Genomic DNA, 24,039 nt, shown 5'->3' with positions numbered 1-24,039 from the left:
GTTCCGACGATTTAAAACGGTTGGTGACACTACCGTGCCCTATGACACTCTTCGTAACCAACACGCTCACGGGTGAGCGGGAGCCGTTCGAACCCGGCGACCCGGATTCCGTCCTCCTCTACTACTGCGGGTTGACCGTCTCGGACTACGCGCACCTCGGCCACGCACGAGGGTGGGTTCACACCGACGTGATGCACCGCTGGCTGGAACACCTCGGCTACGACGTTCATCACGTCGAGAACTTCACCGACGTGAACGAGAAGATCGCCGCCCGCGTGGGTGAGGACGACCTCGGGCGGAGCGAGGCCGACGTCGCCCGCACCTTCATCGCGCAGGTCATCCGCGACATGCGAGACCTGAACCTGAAGCGCGCCGACGTGTACCCCCGCGTCAGCGAACACGTCCCCGACATCATCGACCTCATCGAGACGCTGGTCGAGAAGGGGTACGCCTACGAATCCAACGGTTCCGTCTACTTCGACGTGACGACCTTCGAGGATTACGGCAAGCTCTCGAACCAGAAGGTCGAGGAGATGGAAGCACAGGGAGAGAGCGACGAACGCGGAGAGAAGCGCCATCCCGGCGATTTCGCGCTGTGGAAGGCCGACGGCGTGAGCGAGCGTTCCATCGAGGAACACCGCGACTCCGACACGGAGTACTCCGTCTCGCATCCGTCGGGCGAGACGTGGGAGTCACCGTGGGGCGAGGGACGCCCCGGATGGCACATCGAATGCTCGGCGATGAGCATGAAACACCTCGGCGAAACCATCGACATCCACGTCGGCGGGCAGGACCTCGTGTTCCCGCATCACGAAAACGAGGTGGCACAGAGCGAGGCCGCGACCGGCCACCAGTTCGCCCGGTACTGGCTTCACGTTCGCCTGCTCGAAACGGACGGCGAGAAGATGAGTTCGAGCCTCGGCAACTACTCGACCGTTCGCGGCGCGATTTCCGAAATCGGCGCGAACGCCGTTCGAATGTTCCTCCTCTCGACCTCCTACGCCAACCGACAGACGTTCAGTGACGAGACGGTGAGCGAGGCCGAAGAGCGCTGGGACCGCCTTTCGGACGGCTTCGACCGGGCCGTCGATTCCCTCGACGGTCCCGACGCCCGGACGACGGTCGAAGACGACGAACTGCGCGGAGCGGTGGACGAGACGCGCGAGGAGTTCACCGACGCGATGAACGACGACTTCAACACCCGTCGGGCGCTGGCCGCCCTCCTCGACCTCGTGACGGCGGTCAACCGCCACGCGGACGACCACGAGGAGTACGACTACGGCGGCCTCAAATCCGCTGTCGAGACGTTCGAGGAACTCGGCGGCGACGTGCTGGGCTTCTCGCTCGGAGGGGAAACCGGCGGCGACGTGCGCCTCGCGGAGGACCTCGTGGAACTTGTCCTCGAACTTCGGGAGAGCGAGCGGGACGCCGGAAACTACGAACGCGCTGACGCGCTCCGCGACGACTTACAGGAACTCGGCGTGGACGTTCAGGATTCCGACTCCGGCCCTTCGTTCAAGCTCCCGTAGCCATCGGGTTTATAGCAGGTGCTTGAGTATCGGGGGTAGACATGAACCGGAAACTGATCGCAGGCGCATTTCTGACGACCCTCGTCCTCACGAGCGGTTGTCTCGGGTTCATTCTCGGCGACACCCTCGAAGTCAGCGCTTCGAAAGCGACGGTTGGCGACTCGACCCTTTCGCAAACGGGCTACGAGAAGGCCAAAATCGATTCTATCGAAGCGAAACGGACGTTCGAGGCGGCGGGGCAGAGCCGTGAAGTGAGGGTGACGAACTGGGTCGCACAGTACGACAAGTCCATCGGCATCGCGGGCGTGGCCGAACAGACGGCCGCCAAGTTCGTCGTCGTCAGCAGTCCGAACGTCGAAGTCGCGGACAAATCGTTCAACCCGCTGGACAAGTTCGACAACCGGGAACTGGTCGAGAAGTTCGTCGCCGGGTACGGAAACATCGAGGACATCGAAACCGTCGGGTCGAGACAAACGACGCTGTTGGGGACGAAAACGAAGGTGTCCGAGTTCAGCGCCACCGCGCGCTCACACGGCGCGACCGTGGACGTGACGATTCAGGCGACGAAGATAAAACACGACGGCGATTTCATCGTCGTCCTCGCGGTGTACCCGGAAAAACTCGATGAATCGGACAACGTCGCCCGACTCCTCTCCGGTGTCCAGCACCAGGGCTGACCGGGCAACGTTTTTTCTACTCCCTGTCGGTACGAAGCGTATGAACCGAACCCTCGTTTCGGGACTCGGCCTCACCGTCCTCGGCGTGGTCGGCTACGTCATCGGCCTCTTCGCGCCGTATCCGGGCCGTGCGTTCTCGATTACGGGAATCATGGTCGGCATCACGCTCGCCGCCGTTGCCAACGCGTCCGAACCGGAGGAAGTACAGTGACCGTCGAATCGCTCCGGTTTTCGGACGGTGAGGTCGAACAGGTCGATGACTTTCACGCCGCACGTGCCGAACCCGGAACCGTCTGGGTGCGAGCGAGCGACGCGACGCCGCTCGAACTCGAACGCGTCGCCGAATCGTTCGACATCCACCACCTCTCCGTCGAGGACATCAGAAACGGGGTCCGCCCGAAGACGGAGGAGTTCACGGGCTACACGTTCGTCCTTCTGAAGACCGTCGAACTCTCGCGCGGCGAGACCACCTTCGAGGAGGAAACGCGCGTGAAATCCGTCGGCATGTTCGTCGGCGAGGATTGGCTCGTCACCCTCTCGGAGCACGAAATCGACGCCGTTCGGCGTATCTGGGAGGCGGCACTCGCCGGGGACCGACGAATCATCGGACACGGGCCGGATTTCACGGCGTACCGCGTCTGTGACGGCATCGTGGATGGCTACTTCGCCGTCCTCGACCAGATAGAGGACCAGATAGAGATCGTCGAGGAGGCCGTCATCAGCGACACGAGCATCGAGACGCTGGAGTCGATAAACGGCGTCCGCCGGGAACTCCTCGCGTTCAGAAAACTCGCGTGGCCGACCCGCGAGGCCGTCGGCTACCTCGCCCGCGGCGACCCCGAGGAGGTGCGTCCGGAGACGGAGAAGTACTTCCGCGACGTGTACGACCACCTCGTTCAATTGGTGGACTTGACCGAGACGTACCGCGAGTTGGCGGGCGGTGCGCGCGACATCTACCTCAACATGCTCTCGGTGTCGACCAACGAGGTGATGAAGAAGTTGACCGTCGTCGCCACCATCGTCCTGCCGTTGACGCTCATCGTGGGGGTTTACGGGATGAACTTCCAAGACGGCCCGTTGAACATGCCGGAACTCCACTGGGCCTACGGCTACCCGGCGGTGATGCTCGGCATGTTCTTCATGAGCGCGATTTTGGTCGTCTACTTCCGTGAATCGGGGTGGTTGTGAGTCACCGTCCGAAATCCGAGAGGTTGGCCTGCACGCCGGAGACCATCTCGGACTTCCGTCGGAGGGAGTTCATCGAGATCGGGAGTTGGGGAACGATTTCCTGGACCGCGGCGTGGAGCGATTCGGACTCGCCGAATCGGCCATCGAAAGCGTTCCTGACGCTTTCGCGCACCTGCCAGACGCCGACGGGTGCCCAGTAGTCGTCGCTCACCTCGCGGAGGACGAGGGCCTTGGCCTGTCGGCCGATGTCTTCGAGATGTTCGAGCACGCCGAGTCGGGAGGCGTAGTACGCCCCGGCGGTTTCGTCGACGTAGCTCGTTCTCCCCTCGAATCCCTCGTGGGCGCTGCCCATCCAGATGTCACCGGTGAGCGAGGGGTTCCAGATGCTGCCGGGCGCTTTCATCTCCACGAGTTCGAACTCCCACTGGCCCGGCGCGAGGATCACCCAGTAGCGGTTGCCCATGTACTCGTTCACCCAGACCTGCGTCTCGTCGATGCTCGGCGCGTTCCGGATGCGCCCGCGGAGGTACTGGCCGATGGTGTCGTCCACCGCCGTTATCGACCAGCGCGTCGGGACGAGCCTTCGGTTCCGCCCCCGTCCGAGCGCGCCCGCCGAGAGGATGGTGTTGATGTCGTACACGTCGAACCCGCGGCGGTAGAGGTAGTTCATCGCGCCTTGTGCCTGCCAGTCGTCGTCCTCCAGCGTCTTCTTCACGGCGCGGGGAACGTGCGGGTTTTCGGTCAAATCCGCCGAGGACGCGCGGGCCGTCGGGCCGGTGGGGGTGGCGATGTCGTCCACGTTCACGTCCAAGTCGAGTTTCTCGGTCAGGCCGATTTCCACGTCAACCGGCCGGTCGGCGATGGCGATTTCGCGCTGGACGCCGACGAATCCGTCCCATACGTCGTCCACGTTCACCTTCGTGGAGCGGTTCGAGTTCAGCAGGCCGGTTCGGTACTGGAGGACGTTGTCGATGTCGAGGCCGCGCCGGTACCAGTCGCCGCTCGTGGCGAACTCGGAGGCGTTCTCCTCGGCACCGACCGGCGAGAGGATACCGGTCGAGACGTTCGGGTAGGACGACCGCCCGACGAACACCGAGGGGGACGTGCTTCCGAAGAGCGAATCGCCCTGTGCAACCTCGGAGAATCGGTCCTCGAAATCGTCCACGTAGTCCAGTATCTCGTAGGACTTCTCCTCGGCCAGACGGCGGCGGCGCTCCTCCTCGTCCGGGCGCAAGTCGTCGATGTACTCGTCCAACCGCATTCACGAATCGTAGGGGTGCGAGGTGCTTCAACGTTCGGCAATCGGGCGGAAATCGCCGCGGGGTGCGGGCTGGCGGTCGCTCGAAAGGGAAGAAAACGGAAGGAAACGCGGTTAGCTGTGGATACCCATCGCTTCGATCTGTTCCTGATAGCGGTTTCGGATGGTGACTTCCGTCACCTGTGCCACATCGGCGACTTCGCGCTGTGTCTTCTTCTCGTTGCAGAGAAGCGACGCGGCGTAAATCGCGGCGGCGGCGTAGCCGGTTGGGGATTTGCCCGATAGCAATCCCTTTTCAGCGGTGGTTTCGATGATGTTGTTCGCTTTCGACTGCACCTCTTCGCTGAGTTCGAGTTCGGAACAGAACCGCGGAACGTACTTCTTCGGGTCGACCGGTTTCATCTCCAGACCGAGTTCTTGGGAGATGTACCGATACGTTCGACCGATCTCCTTTCGTTCGACCCGGGAAACCTCGGAAATCTCTTCGAGACTTCGGGGAATACCTTCCTTTCGACAGGCGGCGTACAGCGCGCTCGTTGCGACACCTTCGATGGAGCGACCCCGGATGAGGTCCTCCTTGAGCGCCCGTCGATAGATAACCGATGCGACTTCGCGTACCGACCGTGGAACGCCGAGCGCCGACGCCATGCGGTCGATTTCGGACAGGGCGAACTGGAGGTTCCGCTCGCCCGCGTCCTTCGTTCGGATGCGTTCCTGCCACTTTCGCAGGCGGTGCATCTGACTGCGTTTCTTGGAAGAAATAGACCGACCGTAGGCGTCTTTGTCCTTCCAGTCGATAGTGGTCGTCAACCCCTTATCGTGCATCGTCTGCGTCGTCGGCGCTCCCACGCGCGACTTCTGCTGTCGTTCCTGATGGTTAAAAGCCCGCCACTCCGGACCGGGGTCTATTCGCTCCTCCTCGACGACCAACCCACAGTCGTCACAGACCAGTTCGGCTCGGTCGGTACTCTTGACCAACGTTTCGGACCCGCATTCAGGACAAGCACGCTCTCCCTCTCGTTCGTTCGCCGTTTGCTCCCCTTCGAGTTGGCGCTCCCGCTGACGAGTGGACCGTGTCATCGCACTTTTATAGTAGTAACTCCCAAACATTTAAATCCTTGGGCAAAACCTATATGTATCTGACACTCCGTCACACACCACCTCGGTAGACCGGAATCTGTTTACTCGCAGGAGCACGACTGTGGGCAATGCCAGTCATCGAGTGTGACGTGGACGAGGCACGCCGGACGCTCGCCGACGCCGGAATCATCGTCTCGGACGGCAAGTCCGAGTACGAGAAGTGGCGGGTTCGACACGGCGATGCCATCGCCATCGCATACGACGACAAACTCGTGATTCAAGGGGCGAACCCGCAGGATATCGAGGCGATATTGCGCGACGCAGGGGGGCACGCTTATCTCTACTTCGACGGTGCCAGTCGCGGAAATCCCGGTCCGGCGGCGACCGGGTGGACCATCGTCACCAGCGACGGGATCGCGGCGGAGGGCGGGACGAAAATCGGCCGGGCGACGAACAACCAAGCCGAGTACGAGGCGCTCATCGAGGCGCTCGAAACCGCGAGCGACTACGGGTTCGACTCCGTGGACGTGAAGGGCGACTCCCAGCTTATCGTCAAGCAGGTGACGGGGGCGTGGAAGACGAACAATCCCGAACTCCGCGAGCGGCGGGTCCGTGCGCGGGAACTGTTGGACCGGTTCGACAAGTGGTCCCTGAAACACGTACCGCGGGAGGTAAACGAGCGCGCCGACAAGTTGGCAAACGAGGCGTTAGACGATGGCTGAACTGCCGGACGACACCATTTCGGAGGCGGAACGACTGACTCACCTCGCCCGTGACCGGGAGGATGGGGGAGAGAAAGCGGAAGCGGAGGCGTACCGAAAGGAACGGGAACGACTCCTCGACGAACACGGCTTCGTGGCGCGAATCCGCGGGGAGGACACGCGAACCGTGCTGGTCCTTCACCCCGACGAGTGGGTCGAAGACGGGACCATCCGCGTCGAACGAATCGAGGATACGGATCGAGCGGTCGAAATCCCGCTCACCGGCGCGGGCGACCCCGACGACTGGGACGAAATCGACGAACACAACCGCGCCGTCGCGGCGCGCGTCCGTGACGAACACGGCGATATCCACGGCGCGAACGCGGAGGCCTTCGCGGACTTCATGGGCAACCACTACGCTCGGCCGGTCGAGTCGGCGACGGACGTCGAGGTGGACGAGTTCCTGACGGAGTATTTCCCGCGGAACGCGTGGCCGAATGAGGAGCAGAAAAAATCAGTACGGGAGTCGATCGAATTCGTGTTCGACTGCGTTAGTCGTACTTCTCGATAAGCGCACGAACTTTGTCCGCGCGCGCATCGTCCGTGATGAACTTCGAGAGGGACCACGCGAACGAGTCCTCGACGGCTTCGAGTCCGTCTTGGGTCAGACCGTACTGGTTGGTCCGCTTGTCGAGTTCGCTCTTTTCGACCAGTCCGCGCTCGACCAGCGTGTCGAGGTTGGGGTACAGGCGGCCGTGGTTCACTTCCTCGTCGTAGTAGTTCTCCAGTTCTCGCTTGATAGCGAGTCCGTACATCGGTTCCTCGGTGAGGACGATGAGGATGTTGCGCTGGAACGCAGTGAGGTCGCGGGCGGTACTGCTTTCGGTGAGTGTTTGTGCCTCTGACATTGGCTTTGACACGACGGAATATGTAACCGAGATATTTAACCCTTCTCAAGTTTCTTGGTGTTTCTCCGTTCTTTCAGTCGATTTTAATGCTCTACACCCACCCATCGACTGCGGAAGGGTGTCACAGTTATGAGTGGTTTCACGAGCACAAATCGCTGTTTACGCCCATCCCGAAAGGACTTTTTGGTCTTCCCGTCGAGTCCAAAGCGACCCATGACGAACCTCTGGGAAGACCTCGAGACGGGGCCGAACGCTCCCGAAGAAATCTACGCAGTTGTTGAGTGTCTCAAAGGCGACCGCAACAAGTACGAATACGACAAGGACATCCCCGGTGTCATGCTCGACCGAGTCCTCCACAGCAACGTCCACTACCCCGGCGACTACGGATTCATTCCGCGGTCGTTCTACGACGACGAGGACCCGTTCGACGTCCTCGTCCTCGTCGAGGACTCGACGTTCCCCGGCTGCGTCATCGAAGTCCGCCCCGTCGGCATGATGAAGATGGACGACGACGGCGAGCAGGACGACAAAGTCATCGCCGTCCCCATCGAGGACCCGCGTTTCGACCACATCGAGGACGTCGGCGATATCACGCAGCAGACGAAGGACGAGATAGACGAGTTCTTCTCCACCTACAAGAACCTCGAAGCCGGTAAGGAAGTCGAGACGCTGGGCTGGGAGGACAAACAGGCCGCGTACGACGCCATCGAACACTCACAGGAGCTGTACGACGAGAAATTCGACTGAATTTCAACTACGTTTCATATTTCGTTCGGTTTTTCGGACACGATCCGGTTTTTTGAAGTCGGACTATTCCGGCATATCGTGCACTTTTCGTGGGATATCCAGCTCTGAGCCGACGAAAATCACATAAAGGTGCCATCCAATACACCCGAAATTTTATACGATTGGGGGGAGCTATGCGTTAGCAATGCTCGCCGGACTCGTCGCAGATAACGTACCCGTCGTCGTCACGGCGCTCTTCCTGCTCGTCTCCGGTGGCGGCGTCCTGTACGCGACCCAGTTTCGGTCATTGGGTCGCTCTCGGACCCCGGAGTCGGCCGAAGCGCTCCGCGACGTCGTCGCCGGACAGAACCGCGTCGCGCTCGTCGTCCCGGAAAGCCCGAGTATCGACTCGTTGGCGGCGGCGGTCGGCATCCAATCCCTCTGCAAGGACTGGGGTGTCGCGGCGCGGCTCGCCGCGGAAGGCGAGATAACCGGCGAGGACAGCAAGGCGTTTTGTAACATCTTCGACATCGACGTGACCGTCCTCGATGAACACGGAGAGGGACTGCCGAACTGCGACGGTGGAATCGCTATCGGCGGCGGCGGTGCAGTTCCTCGCCTGTCGAACAACCCGCCGGTGATCGCCGTCGTTCGTCACCGACCGGCCGCCGAGGAGAACATTCTCACGATCACACGCACCGACGATGGCGCGACGTCGACCGTCGTGACCGAACTCGTCCGCGAAATCGACTTCGTTCCCGACCAGCGCGTGGCGACCGCACTCCTCTACGGGATTCGTGCCGGAACTCGCGAGTTCCGCCGGGCGAACGGGTTGAACGATTACGACGCCGCCGGATTTCTCCACACCTACGCCGACCTCGGACGAATCGAGGAGTTGCGTTCGCCGGGCGTCAGCAGCGACACGTTCGACGTCCTCGGGGAGGCCATCGCGAGTCGGGAACGCCGGGCGAGCTTCGCCGTTGCGAACGTCGGCCTCGTTCCGTCAGTAAGCGCACTGGAGGAGGCCGCGGACTCCCTTCTCAGGCTCGAAGGCGTCTCGACGGCCGCGGTGTTCGGTCTCCACGAGGAGACCATCGTCATCTCCTGTCGGGCGGAAGACGTGCGAACCAGTGCGGCGGACATTCTGACGGGGGCCTTCGACCCGAGCGAGACGACGGGCGGGAACGCGGATGCCGCGACGGCGCGGGTTTCGCTCGGTATCTTCGCGCGGGTCGATTCGGAGCATGCGAGCACGCTGGACTCGCTCATCGACACGAGTACGCGGAAGGCGCTGTTCACCGCGTTCGAGAGTTCGTAGACGAAAACTTGAGAGGTTGTAGCATGGAAACGAAGGTTCTTGTAGCCGCCTGTGGTAGAGCGGCGTATGGGTCTATTCGATAGGCTTCGTGGAGACGACGCTCCGCGGGTAGCCTTCTTCGGCATCGACGGCGTGCCGTACAGTTTCCTGAAGGAAAACGCCTCGGAGTTCCCCAACATCGCATCCCTCGCGAGCGAGGGGAGCGCCGGTGCGATCAACAGCATCGTCCCGCCGGAGTCCTCCGCCTGCTGGCCGACGCTCACGACCGGGACCAACCCCGGCCAAACGGGCGTGTACGGCTTCCAAGACCGTGAAGTCGGCTCGTACGACACGTACGTTCCGATGGGGCGCGACGTGCAATCGACGCGCATCTGGGACCGTGTGACCGACGCGGGTCGGGACGCCACGGTGATGAACGTCCCCGTCACGTTCCCGCCACAGCGCAACGTCCAGCGGATGGTTTCGGGATTCCTCTCGCCCGGCGTGGACAAGGGTGCCTACCCCGACGAGATGCGGGATTACCTGAACTCCATCGACTATCCCATCGACGCGAACGCGAAGTTGGGACACAAGGAGGACAAATCCGAGTTCATCCGGAACGCACACGACACGCTCGAAGCCCGCTACCAGTCCTTCCAGCACTATATCGACGAGGACGACTGGGACCTCTTCTTCGGCGTCTTCATGACGACCGACCGCGTGAACCACTTCCTGTTCAAACACTACGAGGAGGACGGCGAGTACAAAGAGGAGTTCATCGAGTTCTACAAAAAGCTCGACGAGTACCTCGGAAAGCTCCGTGACTCGCTCCCGGACGACGTGACGATGGTGGTCGCCAGCGATCACGGCTTTACCAGCCTCAATCACGAGGTTCACTTCAACTCGTGGCTCGAACAGGAGGGCTGGCTCTCCTACGAGGACGACGACCACGAGGAACTGGGCGACATCAGCGACGACACCGAAGCCTACTCGCTCATTCCGGGTCGATTTTACATCAACCTCGAAGGCCGCGAACCGCGCGGCAGCGTCCCGCAGGACGAGTACGAGGAAAAGCGCGCCGAACTCAAGGAGGAACTCGAAAACCTCGAAGGACCGGACGGCGAGAAGGTCTGCTGGCGCGTCGTGGAGAAAGAGGAGGCGTTCGACGGCGATCACGAGGATATCGCCCCCGACCTCGTCGCCGTTCCGAACCACGGTTTCGATTTGAAGGCCGGATTCAAGGGCCACGACGACGTGTTCGGCGTCGGCCCGCGAAACGGCATGCACAGCTTCGACAACGCGACGCTGTTCGTGGACGACCCGAACGCGAACGTCCCGGAGGACACCGACCTCCTCGACATCGCCCCGACCATCCTCGACCTGATGGAAGTCGACTACCCGTCGAGCGAACTCGAAGGCCGTAGTCTGGTCTGAACCGGCGATTTCGATTTCTTTTCGGCGATAGCGACCCCAAGCAGTGAGTTGTGTTTACACGGTCTCCCAAAACCTATCTCGGCGGTCGAATTACTGGAGAGCGTTGACTCTCTCCACTTCCACTCTCGGCTCGCTCGTCTCGTACTGGGCGAACCGCCTCGGCGTCGATGATGACGCGTTCGACCGAACCGGGGTGACGGTCGGTTCGGCCGACGAAGGCGGAATACAGATGTTTCAACGCGGAGAGACGCTCATCGTCGGTGTGTCGGAGCCGCACGTCGTGGCGGTCCGTAAACGATTCACAGACTGCGATTCGTCGGTTGTGACGGAAGAAAACGCTCTTCGACGGCGGTTCGACTCCCTCGGAACCGTGACCGCCGTGTTCGGCCCGACATTCTACGGCTACGCTGACGAGGGGTCATTCGTTCCCGTCGCTTCGGATGCTCGCTTGCTGACGGAAGACGACGCAACCGCTTACGAGCAATTTCGTACGAAGGTTCCCAACGAAGAGTGGGAAAACGGCGGTCCGGAGTTCAACCCCGGTAGAATCGTGGGTCTGTTTGATGACGACGAACTCATCGCCGCCGCAGGATACACGGTGTGGGATGACTTCCTCGCACATATCGCGGTCGTCGTGCATCCGAATCACAGAGGGAAAGGGCACGGTCGTTCCGTCGTTTCCCGAGCGACCGAGCAAGCGCTTTCCGACGGGCTACTGCCACAGTACCGGACTTCAGACGAGTGGCCGTGGTCGGTCGCGTTGGCAGAAAGCCTCGGCTTCGAGCGGTTCGTGACTGCAACGTTGGTTCGGTTGGAGTGACGTTCGGGGGCGGTGGCGGTAGAACGAAGAACGAAACTCAGACCGAATTCGGTTTGCTGTGAATTTCGAGGTTCACGTCCCGCGGTTGGCCCTCCAAGTCCGTAACGATACGCTCGACGACTTTCTCGGCTTCAGAGAGGACGAGCGGTTTCACCTTGTTCACGACCCATCCGAGCGAGACGAACGCCGGGAGGTTGAGCATTCCCGAACTCGCCGAGTCGGCGTCGAAGTGGATGGAGAGCCACACCCGCGAGGCGGGTTCCTCGCCGTTGGGGGACTCCTCGGGAACTTCCTCCACGCGCCAACTGCCGTGGGCGCTGATGTCCTTGATTATCTTCCAGTCGATGCGGTTCGGGGGGTCCAGTTCCGTCACCTCGGAGCGGACGGTGTACTGGATTTTCCACCACTTGAGATGAATGTCGTACTCGGTTCCCGGCCCGCCGTCACCCTCGTGCGTGACTCGCGTGAGGTGTTCCGAGTAGTTGGCGTACCCCGGAAAGTCGAGCAGAAACTCGTAGGCCTCCTCCGGCGGCACGTAGACGACGGTACTGAGTTCGAGGTGGTCCACGCGTTTCGATTTCGTTCGACTGAAAGTAAACATTCCGGCGAGGGACCTGCACGGACGTACCCAATCCAGTCGTTTATACCACCTCGCCGACAACCACCGACCATGACGGATTACGACGTACTCATCATCGGCGGTGGCGTCGCGGGACTCTCCGCGGCCACGTTCACCGCGCGCGCCGACCTCGACACGCTGGTCGTGAACGACGGCGTTTCCATCCTGTACCGCAACGCGATTCTGGAGAACTTCCCCGGGTTCCCCGCGGGAATCGACTCGCGGTTGTTCTCCCTGATGCTCCAAGAGCAAGCCGAGCGCGCCGGATGCGAGCGTCTCGATGCGAAAGTCACGGACGTGGACCACGCGAACCACGCGGACGGCAGCGGGTTCACCGTCGAAACGAAGGGCGGCGAGGACGACGGCGAAACGATTTCCGCGGAACGGGTCGTCATCACCTCGTGGTCGGACGCCTCGTACCTCGACGGGTTGGACCTCGAACTCGAAGGGTCGGGAAGCAAGCAGTACGTCCCGGTGGACGACGACGGTCGAACCGACATCGACGGCCTCTACGCCGCCGGTCGAATCGCAAAGCAGTACCACCAAGCCATCGTCTCGGCGGGCCACGGGTCGCAGGTCGGCATCACGGTTGTGCACGACGCCGACCCCGACTTCTACCACGACTGGGTCGTCCCGGAGGGGTACTTCACCAACCGCGACCGCGACGTTCCGGAGGGTTGCGAGGAGATTTCGGAGGACGAACGCCAGCGCCGCGCGCGGAAGGCCCACGACCGCCTGCGCGACTATCTGGAAGAGTGGGAGGACGAGCGCCCGGTTCCCCACCCGAGTTTCGTCGAGAACATGAACTAACAGGACGAGAAGCCGGGGATTTTGGCGGAAATGGGGTTGTGAATGAGTCTCGGAGGGGTTCCCCCGGGACGAATTTGATTTTGAGAGTACTACACAGAGGTGATTCCATCTTCGAAAGCCCCCGCCACGCTCGCTACGACATATCGTGTTTGAACGAGCCGAAGTTACAGGAAAGCAGTTTTCGAAAGCCCCCGTCCGCTCGCGGCCGCTGTGAAGGATATCCGCGCTCTCCGCACAGTCGCGCGGATAGTAGCCCGCACAGCAACCACGCAAGCGCGACCGAACGGCCCCTTTCAATCCCACCGAGCACCGCTACCGCACCGAACCACACCCTCCCCAACCGATTCCTTCGCGTTCGCTCAGTCATCCCTCGCACGGTTCAGCGGAACGACGCGGCCGAGAGTGGCCGCGTCGCCCCGAAAGCGCGCGCCCCGTGGTTCGTTTCCCTTCGAAACGTTCCCCTCTCAGTGACCGCCGGAGGAGAGATGCAGGCCGACGATGCCGACGACGATGACGCCGATGAAGGCGACACGGAGGAGGTCAGCGGGTTCATCAAAGAGGACGATGCCGAGCGTCGCGGTGCCGACCGCACCGATGCCCGTCCAGACGGCGTAGGCGGTGCCGACGGGGAGCGTCTGGAGCGATTTCGCCAACAGGACCATGCTGACCGCGAGCGCGACGACGGTGGCGACGGAGGGCCAGAATTTCGAGAACCCGTCCGAGTACTCCAGTCCGATGGCCCACGCGACTTCGAACACCCCGGCGACGATCAGCACCTTCCACGACATACCGAATTCTCGGGACGGACGACGGCTATGTCTTGCGTTCCCAGTCTGCCGAAACCCGTGGCTCTTTATGAATCCCTTTTGAAGCGTTTAGGGAATGAGTGCCGACGAGGTGGACCCGGAGGAGTTGGGGGAGTCAGTGGAGCGGCCAATGTTGCGGCTGTTTACGGAGTACGGCGGCGACCACCTCCACTGGTTCGTCATCGGGTTGGTGACGAGCATGGGCACCAGATTCCTCTCGCTCGTCCCTCCCATCGTTCTCGGCGTCGCGGTGGATTCCGTGTTCCACGGATCGCGAGCCTACAGTCTCCTGTTCGTGCCCGAATCGTGGATTCCGACGACGCAGATGGGACAGTTCTGGTTCTCGGCCGAAATCATGGGCGTCGCGATGGTGCTCGCGGCGGTCTTCAACTTCGCCCGGGCGTCCAGCCTGAACCTGTTCTCCCACCGCGTGAAACACGAGGTTCGGACGTCGACGTATCAGTGGATGCAACGCCTCGATATGACGTTCTTCGACGACCACAAGACCGGGGAACTCATGAGCATCCTGAACAACGATGCGAACCGCCTCGAACTGTTCCTCGACAATATGATGGGGAGCGCCATCCAACTCCTCGTCCTCATCATCGGTATCGGCGCGATTCTCTTCGACATAAATGCACAGTTGGCCCTCGTCACGCTCTCCATCATTCCCGTCGCGGCCCTGTTCACGTGGTGGTTCATGAAGCGCATCGAGGCGTTTTACGCGGACGTTCGGTCGTCCGTCGGGGATTTGAACACGCGATTGGAGAACAACCTCGCGGGAATCGAGGTCATCAAAACCGCCGGAACCGAGTCGTTCGAGGACGAGCGCGTCCGGAAGTCCTCCTACGAGTACTTCAAGCGCGACTGGCAGGCGCTTCGGATGAACTTCGTCTACCGTCCCGGCATGCAGTTGCTCACATCGATCGCCTTCGCCGCCACGTTCGTCGTGGGGGGGTTGTGGTTCCTCGCCGACCCGCCGCTCGGTATTTCGGGTTCGGCACCCACCGTCGGAGACCTCGTCACGTTCCTCATCCTCACCCAGCGCATGGTCGAACCGCTCACCCAGATGAGCGAGGTGGTGGACCGATACGAGGACGCGAAGGCGTCGACCAAGCGCATTTTCGGACTGCTGTCGATTACTCCGGCCATCACGAGCAGGCCGGACGCCGTCGAACTGGATTCGATTCGGGGCCGCGTCGAGTACGACCACGTGAACTTCGCCTACGAGGACGGCGAGGAGGTCCTCTCCGACGTGACGTTCACCGCTGAACCCGGCGAGACGGTCGGACTCGTCGGTCCGACGGGGGCAGGGAAGTCCACCATCTGCAAACTCCTCCCGCGCCTCTACGACGTGACAGGCGGCGAGATTCGCGTGGACGGCCACGACGTACGCGACATCACGGTCGAGTGCCTTCGGGAACACATCGGCTACGTCGGACAGGACACCTTCCTGTTCGACGGCACCGTCGAGGAGAACATCGCGTACGGGGCGTTCGACGCGACTCGGGACGAAATCGAAGCGGCGGCGAAAGCCGCCGAGGCACACGAGTTCGTCACCAACCTTCCCGACGGCTACGACACGCGGGTCGGCGAGCGGGGCGTCAAACTCTCGGGCGGGCAGCGCCAGCGGGTTTCCATCGCGCGGACGATTCTCGCGGACCCGGAACTCCTCGTGTTGGACGAAGCGACGAGCGCGGTGGATACGGAGACTGAAATGCTCATCCAGCGCAGTCTCGATAGGCTCACCGAGGACCGCACGACGTTCATCATCGCTCACCGCCTCTCGACGGTGAAGGGCGCGGACGTCATCCTCTCGGTCGAAGACGGCGAAATCGTGGAACGCGGTACTCACGAGCAACTCCTCGACGGTGACGGACTCTATGCCGACCTCTGGCGCGTGCAGGCCGGGGAAATCGACGCGCTCTCCGAGGAGTTCGTGATGGAGGCGTCCCGGCGTGCCAGCGCGAGTCAGCTGGGTCACGAGTCGAACCAGTGACCTTTTTCGGGGTACACCACCCAGTACCGGGTAATGTTGACCGGAGTGAACGTGGCGTTGGGGGTGACGGGAAGTATCGCGGCGGTGAAAGTGGTCGAACTGGCACACGAACTGCGCAGGCGGGGCGCGAACGTCCGTGCGGTGGTGTCGCCGAGCGCGACGGGTATCATCAACCCGTGGGCCGTCGAGTTCGCCACGGACAATCCGGTCGTCACCGAAATCACCGGACGGGTCGAACACGTCGAACTCTGCGGCCGCGAGGGCTGGGCCGACGTGTTCCTCGTCGCACCCGCCACGGCGAACACGGTCGGGAAGATCGCCGCCGCGGTGGACGACACGCCGGTGACGACGTGCGCGACGACGGCGCTCGGAGCGGACGTTCCGGTCGTCATCGCGCCCGCCATGCACGAACCGATGTACGACCATCCGGGCGTCCTCGACGCCATCGAACGCGTCAAATCGTGGGGCGTCGAGTTCGTCGACCCGCGAATAGAGGAAGGCAAGGCAAAAATCGCCACCGAGGACGCCATCGCACTGGACGTGGCCCGCGCCACGACGCCAAACCTCCTCGACGGAAAGCACGTCGTCGTCACCAGCGGCGCGACGAGCGAGGCAATCGACCCCGTGCGGATTATCACGAGTCGCGCCTCGGGAAAGACGGGACGAGCAGTCGCCCGCGCCTGTTACGTCTACGGCGCGAACGTTACACTGGTTCACGACAAGCCGGGAGTCCCGTACGCGACCGTCGAACAGGTCGAAACGAGCGCCGAGATGCTCAACGCCGTGACTCGACACGTGGCCGGACTGCCCGCGGACGCTCTCGTCTCAGCCGCGGCCATCAGCGACTACACGGCCGACGAGGCCGACGAGAAGCTTCGCTCCGGGCGGGAACTCACGCTCGACTTCGACCCGACCCCGAAACTCATCGATACGGTTCGTGACGACCATCCCGACCTTCCCATCGTCGGATTCAAGACCGAGACGAACGGCGACGACGACGCGATGATCGCCGCCGCCCGCGAGACGCTGGACCGGGCCGACCTCTCCTTCGTCGTCGCGAACGACGCCAGCGTGATGGGCGAAGACCGAACGAGAACCCTGTTCGTCCGCCGGAACAGCGCCAGGAAGTACAGCGGGAGCAAGGCCGAGTTGGGATTCCACATCGCGGAGGAACTCGCTCGCGATTTTGACGGCGAGTAAGTCGGGGATCGTCCGTGCGAGTTGTTTCTGGCAGTGATGGTGTAACTGCAACGACTGGTGAGCGGATTTCGGATGCCCGCGCCCGCGCTCCGATTCATCGTCGGTTTCTCTACGAGTACGACTACCGAGCGGCACTGAAACCGCACCCGCACCGCTCCCGCACTGCGATCACCACGCCCTCCCCAGCCGATTCCTCGCTGACGCTCGTCATCCCTCGCGCGAACTGTGACAGGACGACTCGGACGCGAAGTCCTCGCCGCCCTCCCAGCGCGCGCCATCCGGACAGCCAGTGATGCGGGATACTGATCAACTGCCGTGGCGTGCGAGGTTTCTGCGAAACCTCGAATGCGAGTAGCGCGGAACGACGCTCCGCGGACAGTCGAGTAGCGCGAAACGACGTTTTGCGGACCGTTCGAGCGGGCGAACCCCGCGAGAAGACGGCAACGCCGCGAGCGTTCGGTCACGGTGCGGTCTCATCGCCGTCCGTACTCGTCCCCACAGCGAAAATAGCCACGACTGGCACACGCCATTCGATCGAAGCTACTCGTACCGAAACTCAAGAACTCCTTACTCGTCGCCGGGCCAGTCGGCGTCGCCGAAGAACTCGATGCCCATCTTCTGGGCCGAGCGCGAAATCATGTGGGCACCGGTCGGCGCGGTGAGGAACAGAAAGATGATTCCCACCAGTGAGGTGAGTCCGGCCCCCTCCGGGCCGAAGTAGACCAGACCGGCGAGGAAGAGCGAGGCCGTGCCGAGCGTCGTCGCCTTGCTGGTCGCGTGCATTCTGTTGTACACGTCGGGAAGCCTGAGGAGGCCGACGGTGCCGACCACGAGGAAGAAACTCCCGACGGCGATGAGCAACGTGATGACGATTTGTTGAACGATGTTCATTCGATGATGTCCCCTTCGATGACGTACTGCGAGACCGCGATGGTGCTGATGAACCCGATGATGGCGAGAACGAGGCTCACCGTGACGAACAACCCTTCGCCGGTTTGGAGCGCGTACAGGACCGCGATGGCGACCACGTTCGTGCCGATGGTGTCGAGCGCGACCACCCGGTCGGGAACCGTCGGTCCCTTGATGACGCGGTAGCCGGCGAGCAGGGTCAACCCGCTCGCGATGACCAGTCCGACCTGCACCGCGAGGGAGAACATCGCGGCGTCAGTTGCCACGCTTGACACCTCCCTCGGCCGGTTCGCCGCTCACGTGGGCCATCGGCAGTTCCGGCACCGGGTCGCCGGGTTTGCCCTCCTCGTCGAAGATGACGAGGGCGTAATCCTCCCACGTTCGAATCGGGTCGACGATGTCGTCGACGTCCGTGGCGTCGATGCTGTGTACGTAGAGCGCGTTCGTCTCCTCGTCGTAATCCATGGTAATCGTCCCTGGCGTGAGGGTGATGCTGTTCGCAATGGTCGTTATCGCCCCGTCCGTCCGCACTCGAAGCGGAACGACGACGACGCCCGGTTCGATGGGCATGCTCGGCAGGAGGACACGGTGGGCGACGTCGAGGTTCGCCATGATGAGGTCCTTGATGAACACGATGAGGTACAATCCGGCGTATGGGAGCGCCTGCACGCTCCGCGTGACGTTCGTTTCCGGCGTGTAGAACCGTCGGAGCATGAACGCGATGAGCATGCCGAAGGCGAGTCCGATGAGGAACTCGCCGAGTATCCTGTTCGGTTCGAGCGCGACACCCCTGACGAACAGCCAGAGGATGGCGAGAACGAACCCGATGACGGGCCACTTCTTCATGCCGCCCCACCTCCGAGGACCGCTTGGACGTACTCCTGTCTGTGAAGTGCAGCCCCGGCCGCGGCCTCCGCCGCTCGATACACCGGATCGAATCCGATACCGACGAGGAGGACGAGGGCGGCGAGTCCGACGAGGACGAGAACGCCGGTCGGTGCGCTGCCGTTCTCGACCATCGGATTCACCTCGCCCCAGAAACCGCGGTTCCACGCCCGCGAGAAGTACGCGATGGTGAGAATCGCGCCGAACAGCGCGATTCCGAGCGCGACGTACGCGCCCGGTTCACCCGCGGCACCCGCGTCGCCCGCGGTGCGGAAGACGAGGAATTTCCCGAAGAAGCCCGAGAGTGGCGGAATGCCGATGAGCGAGAGCGCACCGACGAAGAACACTGCCGACAGGACCGGTTCCTTTCGCGTCAGGCCGCCGAGGTCGGCAAAGCGCGTCGAACCGACCGAGGAGAACACCGACCCCGAAGCGAGGAAGAGGAGTCCCTTCGCCAGCGCGTGGTTCAGCGCGTAGATGAGCGCCGCCGTGACCGCGAGAATTCGGATCTCCTCGCTTCCCGCAGTCGCGCCGATGGCGAGCGGTAGGACGATGAATCCGACCTGTCCGATGCTGGAGTAGGACAGCAAGCCGTCGATGTCGTCGCGCCCCACCGCGCCGAGGCCGCCGAGCAGGATGCTCGCGCTCGCCATGAGGAACATGACCGGGCCGAAGAAGTCGAGTAATGAGGTGCCGGACAGGCCGGGGAGACTCAATCCGGCCGGAATCGACATCGCCGAGAAGACGGTGAAGTACAGCCTGATGATGGCGTAAATTCCGACCTTCTTCACGACGCCCGCGAGCATCGCGGAAACGGGAGCGGGTGCGGCGCTGTACGCCGGTGGCACCCAGAACTGGAACGGTGCCAGCCCGGATTTCAGCGCGAACACCGTGAACAGGAGCGCCGACAGACCCAACACGGGAAGCGGGGTGATGCTGTTCGCCGCCGGGTTGGCGAGTCGTTGTGCCAAATCGGCCATGTTGAGCGTCCCAGTCGTCGAGTAGATGCCGCCGATGGCGAGGAGCATGACCGCGCTCCCGATGAGGTTGAGGACGACGTACTGGAGCGCCGCGCGGGTGTGTTGTGGCCCGCTGTAGAACACCACGAGGATGTAACTCGACATGAGCATCACCTCGAACCAGACGAAGAGGTTGAAGATGTCGCCCGTGAGGAACGCGCCGCTCACGCCGACCAGCATGAAGTGATACAGCGGGTGGTAGGACAGTTGCTGGCCGAACTCGTCCACGTACTGCACCGAGAAGACCATCGCGGCGAACGAGACGACGGCGGCGAGTCCGAGCATGAACACCGACAGCGGGTCGGCGACGAGCGTGATACCGAACGGTGCGGGCCAGTTGCCGAGCTGATACGGGATGGTTCTCGCCGCGCCCAACGGGTCCACGTCGGTCCAAAGTAACGCGACGACGACGACGTACGCCGCGCTGCCGAGGAGGCTGATGCCGCGTTGGACGGTCGAATACCGCCGGAAGACGAGCGTCAGAATCGCCGTCACGAGCGGAACGAGGAGCGGTTCGATGACGAGTTGATTCATGTGGAGTCACCCAATTCGTTGAGGTCGATAGTGCCGTGTTCTTGGTATACGCGATACGTCAGGACGAGCGAAAACGCCGTCGTCCCGAACCCGATGACGATGGCCGTCAGGACGAGCGCCTGCACGAGGGGGTCGGTGATGTGGCCGCCGCCGTGACTCCCGTGGCCGAAGATGGGGACGCTTCCGCCGAGTTTGCCCATCGTGACGAGATAGACGTTCGCGGCCTGACTGATGATGGTGACACCCCAGATGACGCGAATCACGTCCCGTCGGAGGACGAGGAACGTCCCGAGGGTGAACAACACCCCGAGGACTATCGCGAGTATCAACTGGGGGTTCGCCGCTTCGCTCATTCGGAACCCACCACCGAGAGTATCGTCAGGAGCGCGCCAACGACGACGAAGTAGACCCCCGTGTCGAAGGCGAGCGCGCTCGCCACCTCGAAGTCGGTGTAAATCGGGAAGTGGAACACCTCGTACGTTTGGTTCATGAAGGCGTCACCGAATCCCATCGCCACCAGACCGCTTCCGGCGGCGAGGGCCAACCCGAACGCGAACATGGTCCGGTAGTTCTCCACGATGCCGTGCTGGAGGTGTTCGACCGGGCCGCGAACCATCCGGTGGAATATCTCCTCTTCGAGGAAGTCCAATCCGTAGATAATGTAGATGAGGGCGAACGCCGTCGTCGTCAAGACGCCCGCGATGAACCCGCCGCCGGGGTGGTTGTGTCCCTGCAACATCAACGCGACCGCTGTGAGGAAGATGAGCGGGACGACGGTGCGTGTGACCGTTCGTGTGATTATGGTCGTCATTGGGTTTCACCTCGTTCCCGCATGGCGATCAGAGTCAACACCGAGAGGGCAGCCATCGCGACGACTGAGATCTCGCCCATGGTATCGAAGCCACGGAAGTCCACGAGGATGACGTTGACGATGTTGTGGCCGCCCGCCTCCTTCACCGTGAAGTCGTATTCGAGGAACTTCGAGGCGATGGAGTTCGGGTTCGCCACCGTCGTCACCAGAACCGTGACGAACACGGTTGCGCCGACGGCGACGGAGAGAACGCCGTCGCGGATTGCGCGACTGCGCTTTATCTCGCCGTAGAACGTCGGGAGACGGTCCAAGACGAGGAGGAAGATGACGAGCGAGAGCGTCTCGACGACGAGTTGGGTGAGCGCGAGGTCCGGCGCGTCGGCCAGAATGTAGAATATCGCCACCATGAACCCGAGGATCGAGAGCGTCAGCACGCCCGAGACGTGTGACGGTGCGATGCTGACCGCGAACGCGCCGACCACGGCGACGCCGAGGACGAGCGCGAGGGAAGGCGTCATACCCGGGGCGAAGCCGAAACTCGGAAGCGCGACGCCCGCCGCCGCATACCCGCCGAGGGCGAGGAGCGTCACCGCCGTCAGCGACCACGTCGCGTAGGTGCGGAGGAGGCCGGTCTGAATGTGCGGAATCGCCCCGACGCTCGCGTCGTTCAGGCCGTACACCGCGTTGTCGTACCACCAGTTCGCGCGGAGCGGGTTGACCGTGAGCAGGCGGTTGATGCCCTGGTGTAAGTCGTCGTAGTACTGATAGGCGACGAGTCCCACGCCGATGGTTATCGCGCTCATCGTCGCGGCGGGCGTGAGCGACGTCGGAAGGTGGTAGCTGAAGTGAATCGCTTCGGCGGCCTCGGCGGTTGCCGCGGGCGGAAGGGTGCTTTCGACCACGCTTCCCACGAAGCCGTTGAGCGCCGACGGTGCGACGCCGAACGTGTCCGTCACGCCGCCGAGTCCGATGAGCGCCGCGATGGTTCCGAGGATTGCCGGAGGAACCAACATCGTCAGCGGAGGGCGGTGAACGTGACCCAACCCTTTCGGCTTCTCGCCGAAGAAGAGCATCAGGAACCGAATCGAGTAGAGGAACGTGAAGATGCTCCCGAAGACGGCGACGACGGGAAACAGCCACGCGAGTCCGCCATGGATCTCGGCCGCGTGGTAGGCCGACTCGAAGAGGAACTCCTTCGAGTAGAAGCCGTTGAACGGCGGTACTCCGGCCATCCCGAGCGCCGCGACGACGGTGATGGCCGCCGTGATTGGTAAGTCACGCCACAACCCGCCGAGGTGCTTTATCTTCCGAGTTCCCGCCTCGTGTGCGATGATACCGGCGACGAGGAACAGCGCGGCCTTGAACATCGCGTGGTTCAGGATGTGGAACGCGCCCGTCTCGGCACCGTACTCGGAGGCGAACCCGAACCCGGCGACGATGAGTCCGAGGTGGCTCGCCGTCGAGTAGGCCAACAACTCCTTGATGTCCGTCGCCGCGACGGCGAGGATGGCCGTAATCGTCATCGTCGCCAACCCGAGCACCGCGAACAGCAACATCCAGTCGGGGATGGCGTGTACCCCCTCGGGGAGGAACAGCGGCCGAAACCGCCCGATGAGGTAGACGCCCGCCTTGACCATCGTTGCGGAGTGAAGAAACGCGGAAACCGGCGTCGGCGCTTCCATCGCGTTCGGCAACCAGATGTGAAGCGGGACCTGTGCCGACTTCGCCGCCGCACCGACGGCGATGAGCGCGAGCGCGGGAACGAACAGCCCCGCCGCGTGGAGTTGCTCGTTCGTCATCGCCGCGTTTTCGGGAGAGAGGATTCCGCTCGGCCCGAACATCGCGAACGTCCCCGCGACGTGGTTGATGAGAAGGAACCCGATGAGCATGAACAGCCCGCCGGACACCGTGATGAGCATGGACTTCCGGGCGGCGTACTGCGACGACCGCCGGTCCGTGTAGTGGCCGATGAGGATGAACGACGAGAGGCTCGTCAGTTCCCAGAAGACGAACAGCGAGATGAGGTCAGCCGAGAACGCCACGCCCAGCATCGACCCCATGAAGGCCAACAGCGCGGTGTAGTACTTCGCCTTGCCCGGTTCGCCGTGCATGTATCCACCGGAGTAGGTGAGGATGAGCACGCCGACCCCGCTGGCGAGGAAGCCGATGAGCAAGGAGAGTCCGTCCACGTAAAACTGGAGCGAAACCCCGAGCGAGGGAATCCACTGGTAGGAAACCGAGCCGCTCGTGCCGAGCTGGCTTGCGACCATCCCGAAACACGCGAGCGCGACCGCCGCCGCGTAGTAGGCGGTCCGCTCGCGGAGGACGCGGTAGACGAGTGGGGTCACCACCGCCGCCGCGAAGGGAAGCATCACCAGCGCAAGCACAACTACGGCTGTCGGGTTCGATGGTGATTGCACACACGAGAATGGCGATGGACGTACCTTAACAGTTCTCAAAACTGTGTGCTATTTGTGGCTGATTTCGAATCAAACTGTCAGATTTAACCGAGATTACGAACCGTTCGGCGGATAATCTACCTTTTATGACGTCAATCGGTACGTTCTGCAGGTGAAATGCCAACGTTGCACCAGATATACGTCGGTAATGAGCAGTTGGCTTCGGGAGTTTCTCTTCAGCCATACATTTAATTTCAATAAACATATCATCTACTTTTGAGTGAACATATACAGCCATATCTTTATTAGGCATTAGTAGTAAGTCGTCTTATAACGCGCATACCATCCGGAAACGGCAAATATGGATCAGGTTCGAAGATATCCTGTTTCGAGTATTTGGGAACAACTGTCGGGACGCTTACCGACAACG

The 24,039-nt window shown here is 62.3% G+C and carries 26 protein-coding genes; 14 read left to right on the top strand and 12 right to left on the bottom strand.

The genetic code is table 11. The features are described 5' to 3' along the window. The first annotated feature begins 41 nt into the window (after nucleotides 1–41). The 4 genes from cysS to corA are packed head-to-tail and all read left to right on the top strand — an operon-like array spanning nucleotide 42 to nucleotide 3,394. Nucleotides 42–1,529, top strand: a complete 1,488-nt coding sequence (gene cysS, locus LJF34_RS05460) for a cysteine--tRNA ligase (protein WP_231183781.1) — start codon at nucleotides 42–44, stop codon at nucleotides 1,527–1,529. Between the two features lie 41 nt (nucleotides 1,530–1,570). Beyond that, entirely contained in the window at nucleotides 1,571–2,206 is a 636-nt protein-coding gene (locus tag LJF34_RS05455) for a DUF6517 family protein (protein WP_231183780.1), read from the top strand. A gap of 40 nt (nucleotides 2,207–2,246) precedes the next feature. Next, nucleotides 2,247–2,417, top strand: coding sequence for a hypothetical protein (locus LJF34_RS05450; protein ID WP_231183779.1), 171 nt, complete (start codon nucleotides 2,247–2,249; stop codon nucleotides 2,415–2,417). After that, entirely contained in the window at nucleotides 2,414–3,394 is a 981-nt protein-coding gene (gene corA / locus LJF34_RS05445) for a magnesium/cobalt transporter CorA (protein ID WP_231183778.1), read from the top strand. The genes LJF34_RS05450 and corA overlap by 4 nt, the downstream gene beginning before the upstream one ends. 1 nt (nucleotide 3,395) lies before the next feature. Here corA and nreA read toward each other — a convergent pair whose 3' ends face one another. Continuing rightward, entirely contained in the window at nucleotides 3,396–4,655 is a 1,260-nt protein-coding gene (gene nreA / locus LJF34_RS05440; RefSeq protein WP_231183777.1) for a DNA repair protein NreA, read from the bottom strand. A 111-nt stretch (nucleotides 4,656–4,766) separates the two neighbouring features. Then, nucleotides 4,767–5,732, bottom strand: coding sequence for a transcription initiation factor IIB (locus LJF34_RS05435; protein WP_231183776.1), 966 nt, complete (start codon nucleotides 5,730–5,732; stop codon nucleotides 4,767–4,769). A 128-nt stretch (nucleotides 5,733–5,860) separates the two neighbouring features. Here LJF34_RS05435 and rnhA point away from each other — a divergent pair, with 128 nt between their 5' ends. Next, nucleotides 5,861–6,454, top strand: a complete 594-nt coding sequence (gene rnhA, locus LJF34_RS05430) for a ribonuclease HI (RefSeq protein ID WP_231183775.1) — start codon at nucleotides 5,861–5,863, stop codon at nucleotides 6,452–6,454. After that, nucleotides 6,447–7,004: a rnhA operon protein gene (locus tag LJF34_RS05425; RefSeq protein ID WP_231183774.1), complete on the top strand. Its 558-nt coding sequence runs from the start codon at nucleotides 6,447–6,449 to the stop codon at nucleotides 7,002–7,004. The genes rnhA and LJF34_RS05425 overlap by 8 nt, the downstream gene beginning before the upstream one ends. On the opposite strand, the gene LJF34_RS05420 is transcribed toward LJF34_RS05425, so the two are convergent. Continuing rightward, a complete protein-coding gene (locus LJF34_RS05420; protein WP_231183772.1) occupies nucleotides 6,985–7,341 on the bottom strand; it encodes a PadR family transcriptional regulator in 357 nt (118 codons plus the stop codon). The two genes, LJF34_RS05425 and LJF34_RS05420, sit on opposite strands and share 20 nt — an antisense overlap. Before the next feature lie 213 nt (nucleotides 7,342–7,554). Here LJF34_RS05420 and LJF34_RS05415 point away from each other — a divergent pair, with 213 nt between their 5' ends. The 4 genes from LJF34_RS05415 to LJF34_RS05400 all read left to right on the top strand — a co-directional run bounded on the left by LJF34_RS05415 (nucleotide 7,555) and on the right by LJF34_RS05400 (nucleotide 11,618). After that, nucleotides 7,555–8,088, top strand: a complete 534-nt coding sequence (locus LJF34_RS05415) for an inorganic diphosphatase (RefSeq protein WP_231183770.1) — start codon at nucleotides 7,555–7,557, stop codon at nucleotides 8,086–8,088. Between the two features lie 184 nt (nucleotides 8,089–8,272). Beyond that, nucleotides 8,273–9,385 carry a bifunctional oligoribonuclease/PAP phosphatase NrnA gene (locus LJF34_RS05410; RefSeq protein ID WP_231183768.1) on the top strand — a complete coding sequence of 371 codons (1,113 nt, stop codon included), beginning with the start codon at nucleotides 8,273–8,275 and terminating at the stop codon, nucleotides 9,383–9,385. A gap of 66 nt (nucleotides 9,386–9,451) precedes the next feature. Beyond that, nucleotides 9,452–10,798, top strand: coding sequence for an alkaline phosphatase family protein (locus LJF34_RS05405; RefSeq protein ID WP_231183766.1), 1,347 nt, complete (start codon nucleotides 9,452–9,454; stop codon nucleotides 10,796–10,798). 103 nt (nucleotides 10,799–10,901) lie between these two features. Next, on the top strand, nucleotides 10,902–11,618 hold the full coding sequence (locus LJF34_RS05400) for a GNAT family N-acetyltransferase (RefSeq protein ID WP_231183764.1): 717 nt from the start codon (nucleotides 10,902–10,904) through the stop codon (nucleotides 11,616–11,618). Nucleotides 11,619–11,655: 37 nt separating this feature from the next. On the opposite strand, the gene LJF34_RS05395 is transcribed toward LJF34_RS05400, so the two are convergent. After that, nucleotides 11,656–12,186 carry an SRPBCC family protein gene (locus LJF34_RS05395; RefSeq protein ID WP_231183763.1) on the bottom strand — a complete coding sequence of 177 codons (531 nt, stop codon included), beginning with the start codon at nucleotides 12,184–12,186 and terminating at the stop codon, nucleotides 11,656–11,658. A 102-nt stretch (nucleotides 12,187–12,288) separates the two neighbouring features. On the opposite strand from LJF34_RS05395, the gene LJF34_RS05390 reads away from it, so the two are divergent. Further along, a complete protein-coding gene (locus LJF34_RS05390) occupies nucleotides 12,289–13,047 on the top strand; it encodes an NAD(P)/FAD-dependent oxidoreductase (protein WP_231183762.1) in 759 nt (252 codons plus the stop codon). Nucleotides 13,048–13,511: 464 nt separating this feature from the next. On the opposite strand, the gene sugE is transcribed toward LJF34_RS05390, so the two are convergent. After that, entirely contained in the window at nucleotides 13,512–13,835 is a 324-nt protein-coding gene (gene sugE, locus LJF34_RS05385) for a quaternary ammonium compound efflux SMR transporter SugE (RefSeq protein WP_231183761.1), read from the bottom strand. Nucleotides 13,836–13,929: 94 nt separating this feature from the next. Between sugE and LJF34_RS05380 the strand changes: the two genes are divergently transcribed. The 3 genes from LJF34_RS05380 to LJF34_RS05370 are packed head-to-tail and all read left to right on the top strand — an operon-like array spanning nucleotide 13,930 to nucleotide 17,345. After that, nucleotides 13,930–15,852, top strand: a complete 1,923-nt coding sequence (locus LJF34_RS05380; RefSeq protein ID WP_231183760.1) for an ABC transporter ATP-binding protein — start codon at nucleotides 13,930–13,932, stop codon at nucleotides 15,850–15,852. 33 nt (nucleotides 15,853–15,885) lie between these two features. Then, nucleotides 15,886–17,052, top strand: a complete 1,167-nt coding sequence (gene coaBC / locus LJF34_RS05375) for a bifunctional phosphopantothenoylcysteine decarboxylase/phosphopantothenate--cysteine ligase CoaBC (protein ID WP_231183759.1) — start codon at nucleotides 15,886–15,888, stop codon at nucleotides 17,050–17,052. A 14-nt stretch (nucleotides 17,053–17,066) separates the two neighbouring features. Next, nucleotides 17,067–17,345: a hypothetical protein gene (locus LJF34_RS05370; RefSeq protein ID WP_231183758.1), complete on the top strand. Its 279-nt coding sequence runs from the start codon at nucleotides 17,067–17,069 to the stop codon at nucleotides 17,343–17,345. Nucleotides 17,346–17,619: 274 nt separating this feature from the next. On the opposite strand, the gene mnhG is transcribed toward LJF34_RS05370, so the two are convergent. The 7 genes from mnhG to mbhE are packed head-to-tail and all read right to left on the bottom strand — an operon-like array spanning nucleotide 17,620 to nucleotide 23,582. Further along, nucleotides 17,620–17,943, bottom strand: coding sequence for a monovalent cation/H(+) antiporter subunit G (gene mnhG / locus LJF34_RS05365; protein WP_231183757.1), 324 nt, complete (start codon nucleotides 17,941–17,943; stop codon nucleotides 17,620–17,622). Next, entirely contained in the window at nucleotides 17,940–18,209 is a 270-nt protein-coding gene (locus LJF34_RS05360; RefSeq protein ID WP_231185040.1) for a monovalent cation/H+ antiporter complex subunit F, read from the bottom strand. Before LJF34_RS05360 ends, mnhG begins: the two co-directional genes overlap by 4 nt. 7 nt (nucleotides 18,210–18,216) lie before the next feature. Next, the gene (locus tag LJF34_RS05355) at nucleotides 18,217–18,807 is read right to left on the bottom strand and encodes a Na+/H+ antiporter subunit E (protein WP_231183756.1); all 591 of its coding nucleotides are present in this window, start codon (nucleotides 18,805–18,807) and stop codon (nucleotides 18,217–18,219) included. After that, nucleotides 18,804–20,399: a proton-conducting transporter membrane subunit gene (locus LJF34_RS05350; RefSeq protein ID WP_231183755.1), complete on the bottom strand. Its 1,596-nt coding sequence runs from the start codon at nucleotides 20,397–20,399 to the stop codon at nucleotides 18,804–18,806. Before LJF34_RS05350 ends, LJF34_RS05355 begins: the two co-directional genes overlap by 4 nt. Beyond that, the gene (locus tag LJF34_RS05345) at nucleotides 20,396–20,752 is read right to left on the bottom strand and encodes an NADH-quinone oxidoreductase subunit K (protein WP_231183754.1); all 357 of its coding nucleotides are present in this window, start codon (nucleotides 20,750–20,752) and stop codon (nucleotides 20,396–20,398) included. The genes LJF34_RS05350 and LJF34_RS05345 overlap by 4 nt, the downstream gene beginning before the upstream one ends. Next, the gene (locus LJF34_RS05340) at nucleotides 20,749–21,210 is read right to left on the bottom strand and encodes an MnhB domain-containing protein (RefSeq protein WP_231183753.1); all 462 of its coding nucleotides are present in this window, start codon (nucleotides 21,208–21,210) and stop codon (nucleotides 20,749–20,751) included. Before LJF34_RS05340 ends, LJF34_RS05345 begins: the two co-directional genes overlap by 4 nt. Next, nucleotides 21,207–23,582: a hydrogen gas-evolving membrane-bound hydrogenase subunit E gene (mbhE, locus tag LJF34_RS05335; protein WP_255665911.1), complete on the bottom strand. Its 2,376-nt coding sequence runs from the start codon at nucleotides 23,580–23,582 to the stop codon at nucleotides 21,207–21,209. The genes LJF34_RS05340 and mbhE overlap by 4 nt, the downstream gene beginning before the upstream one ends. Nucleotides 23,583–24,039 lie beyond the last annotated feature (457 nt).

Origin of the sequence: Haladaptatus sp. DYF46 (assembly GCF_021083305.1) — an archaeon.
Classification (GTDB): domain Archaea; phylum Halobacteriota; class Halobacteria; order Halobacteriales; family Haladaptataceae; genus Haladaptatus.
The sequence above is the reverse complement of the archived record's forward strand: the minus strand, read 5'-3'. Positions and strand labels throughout refer to the sequence as shown.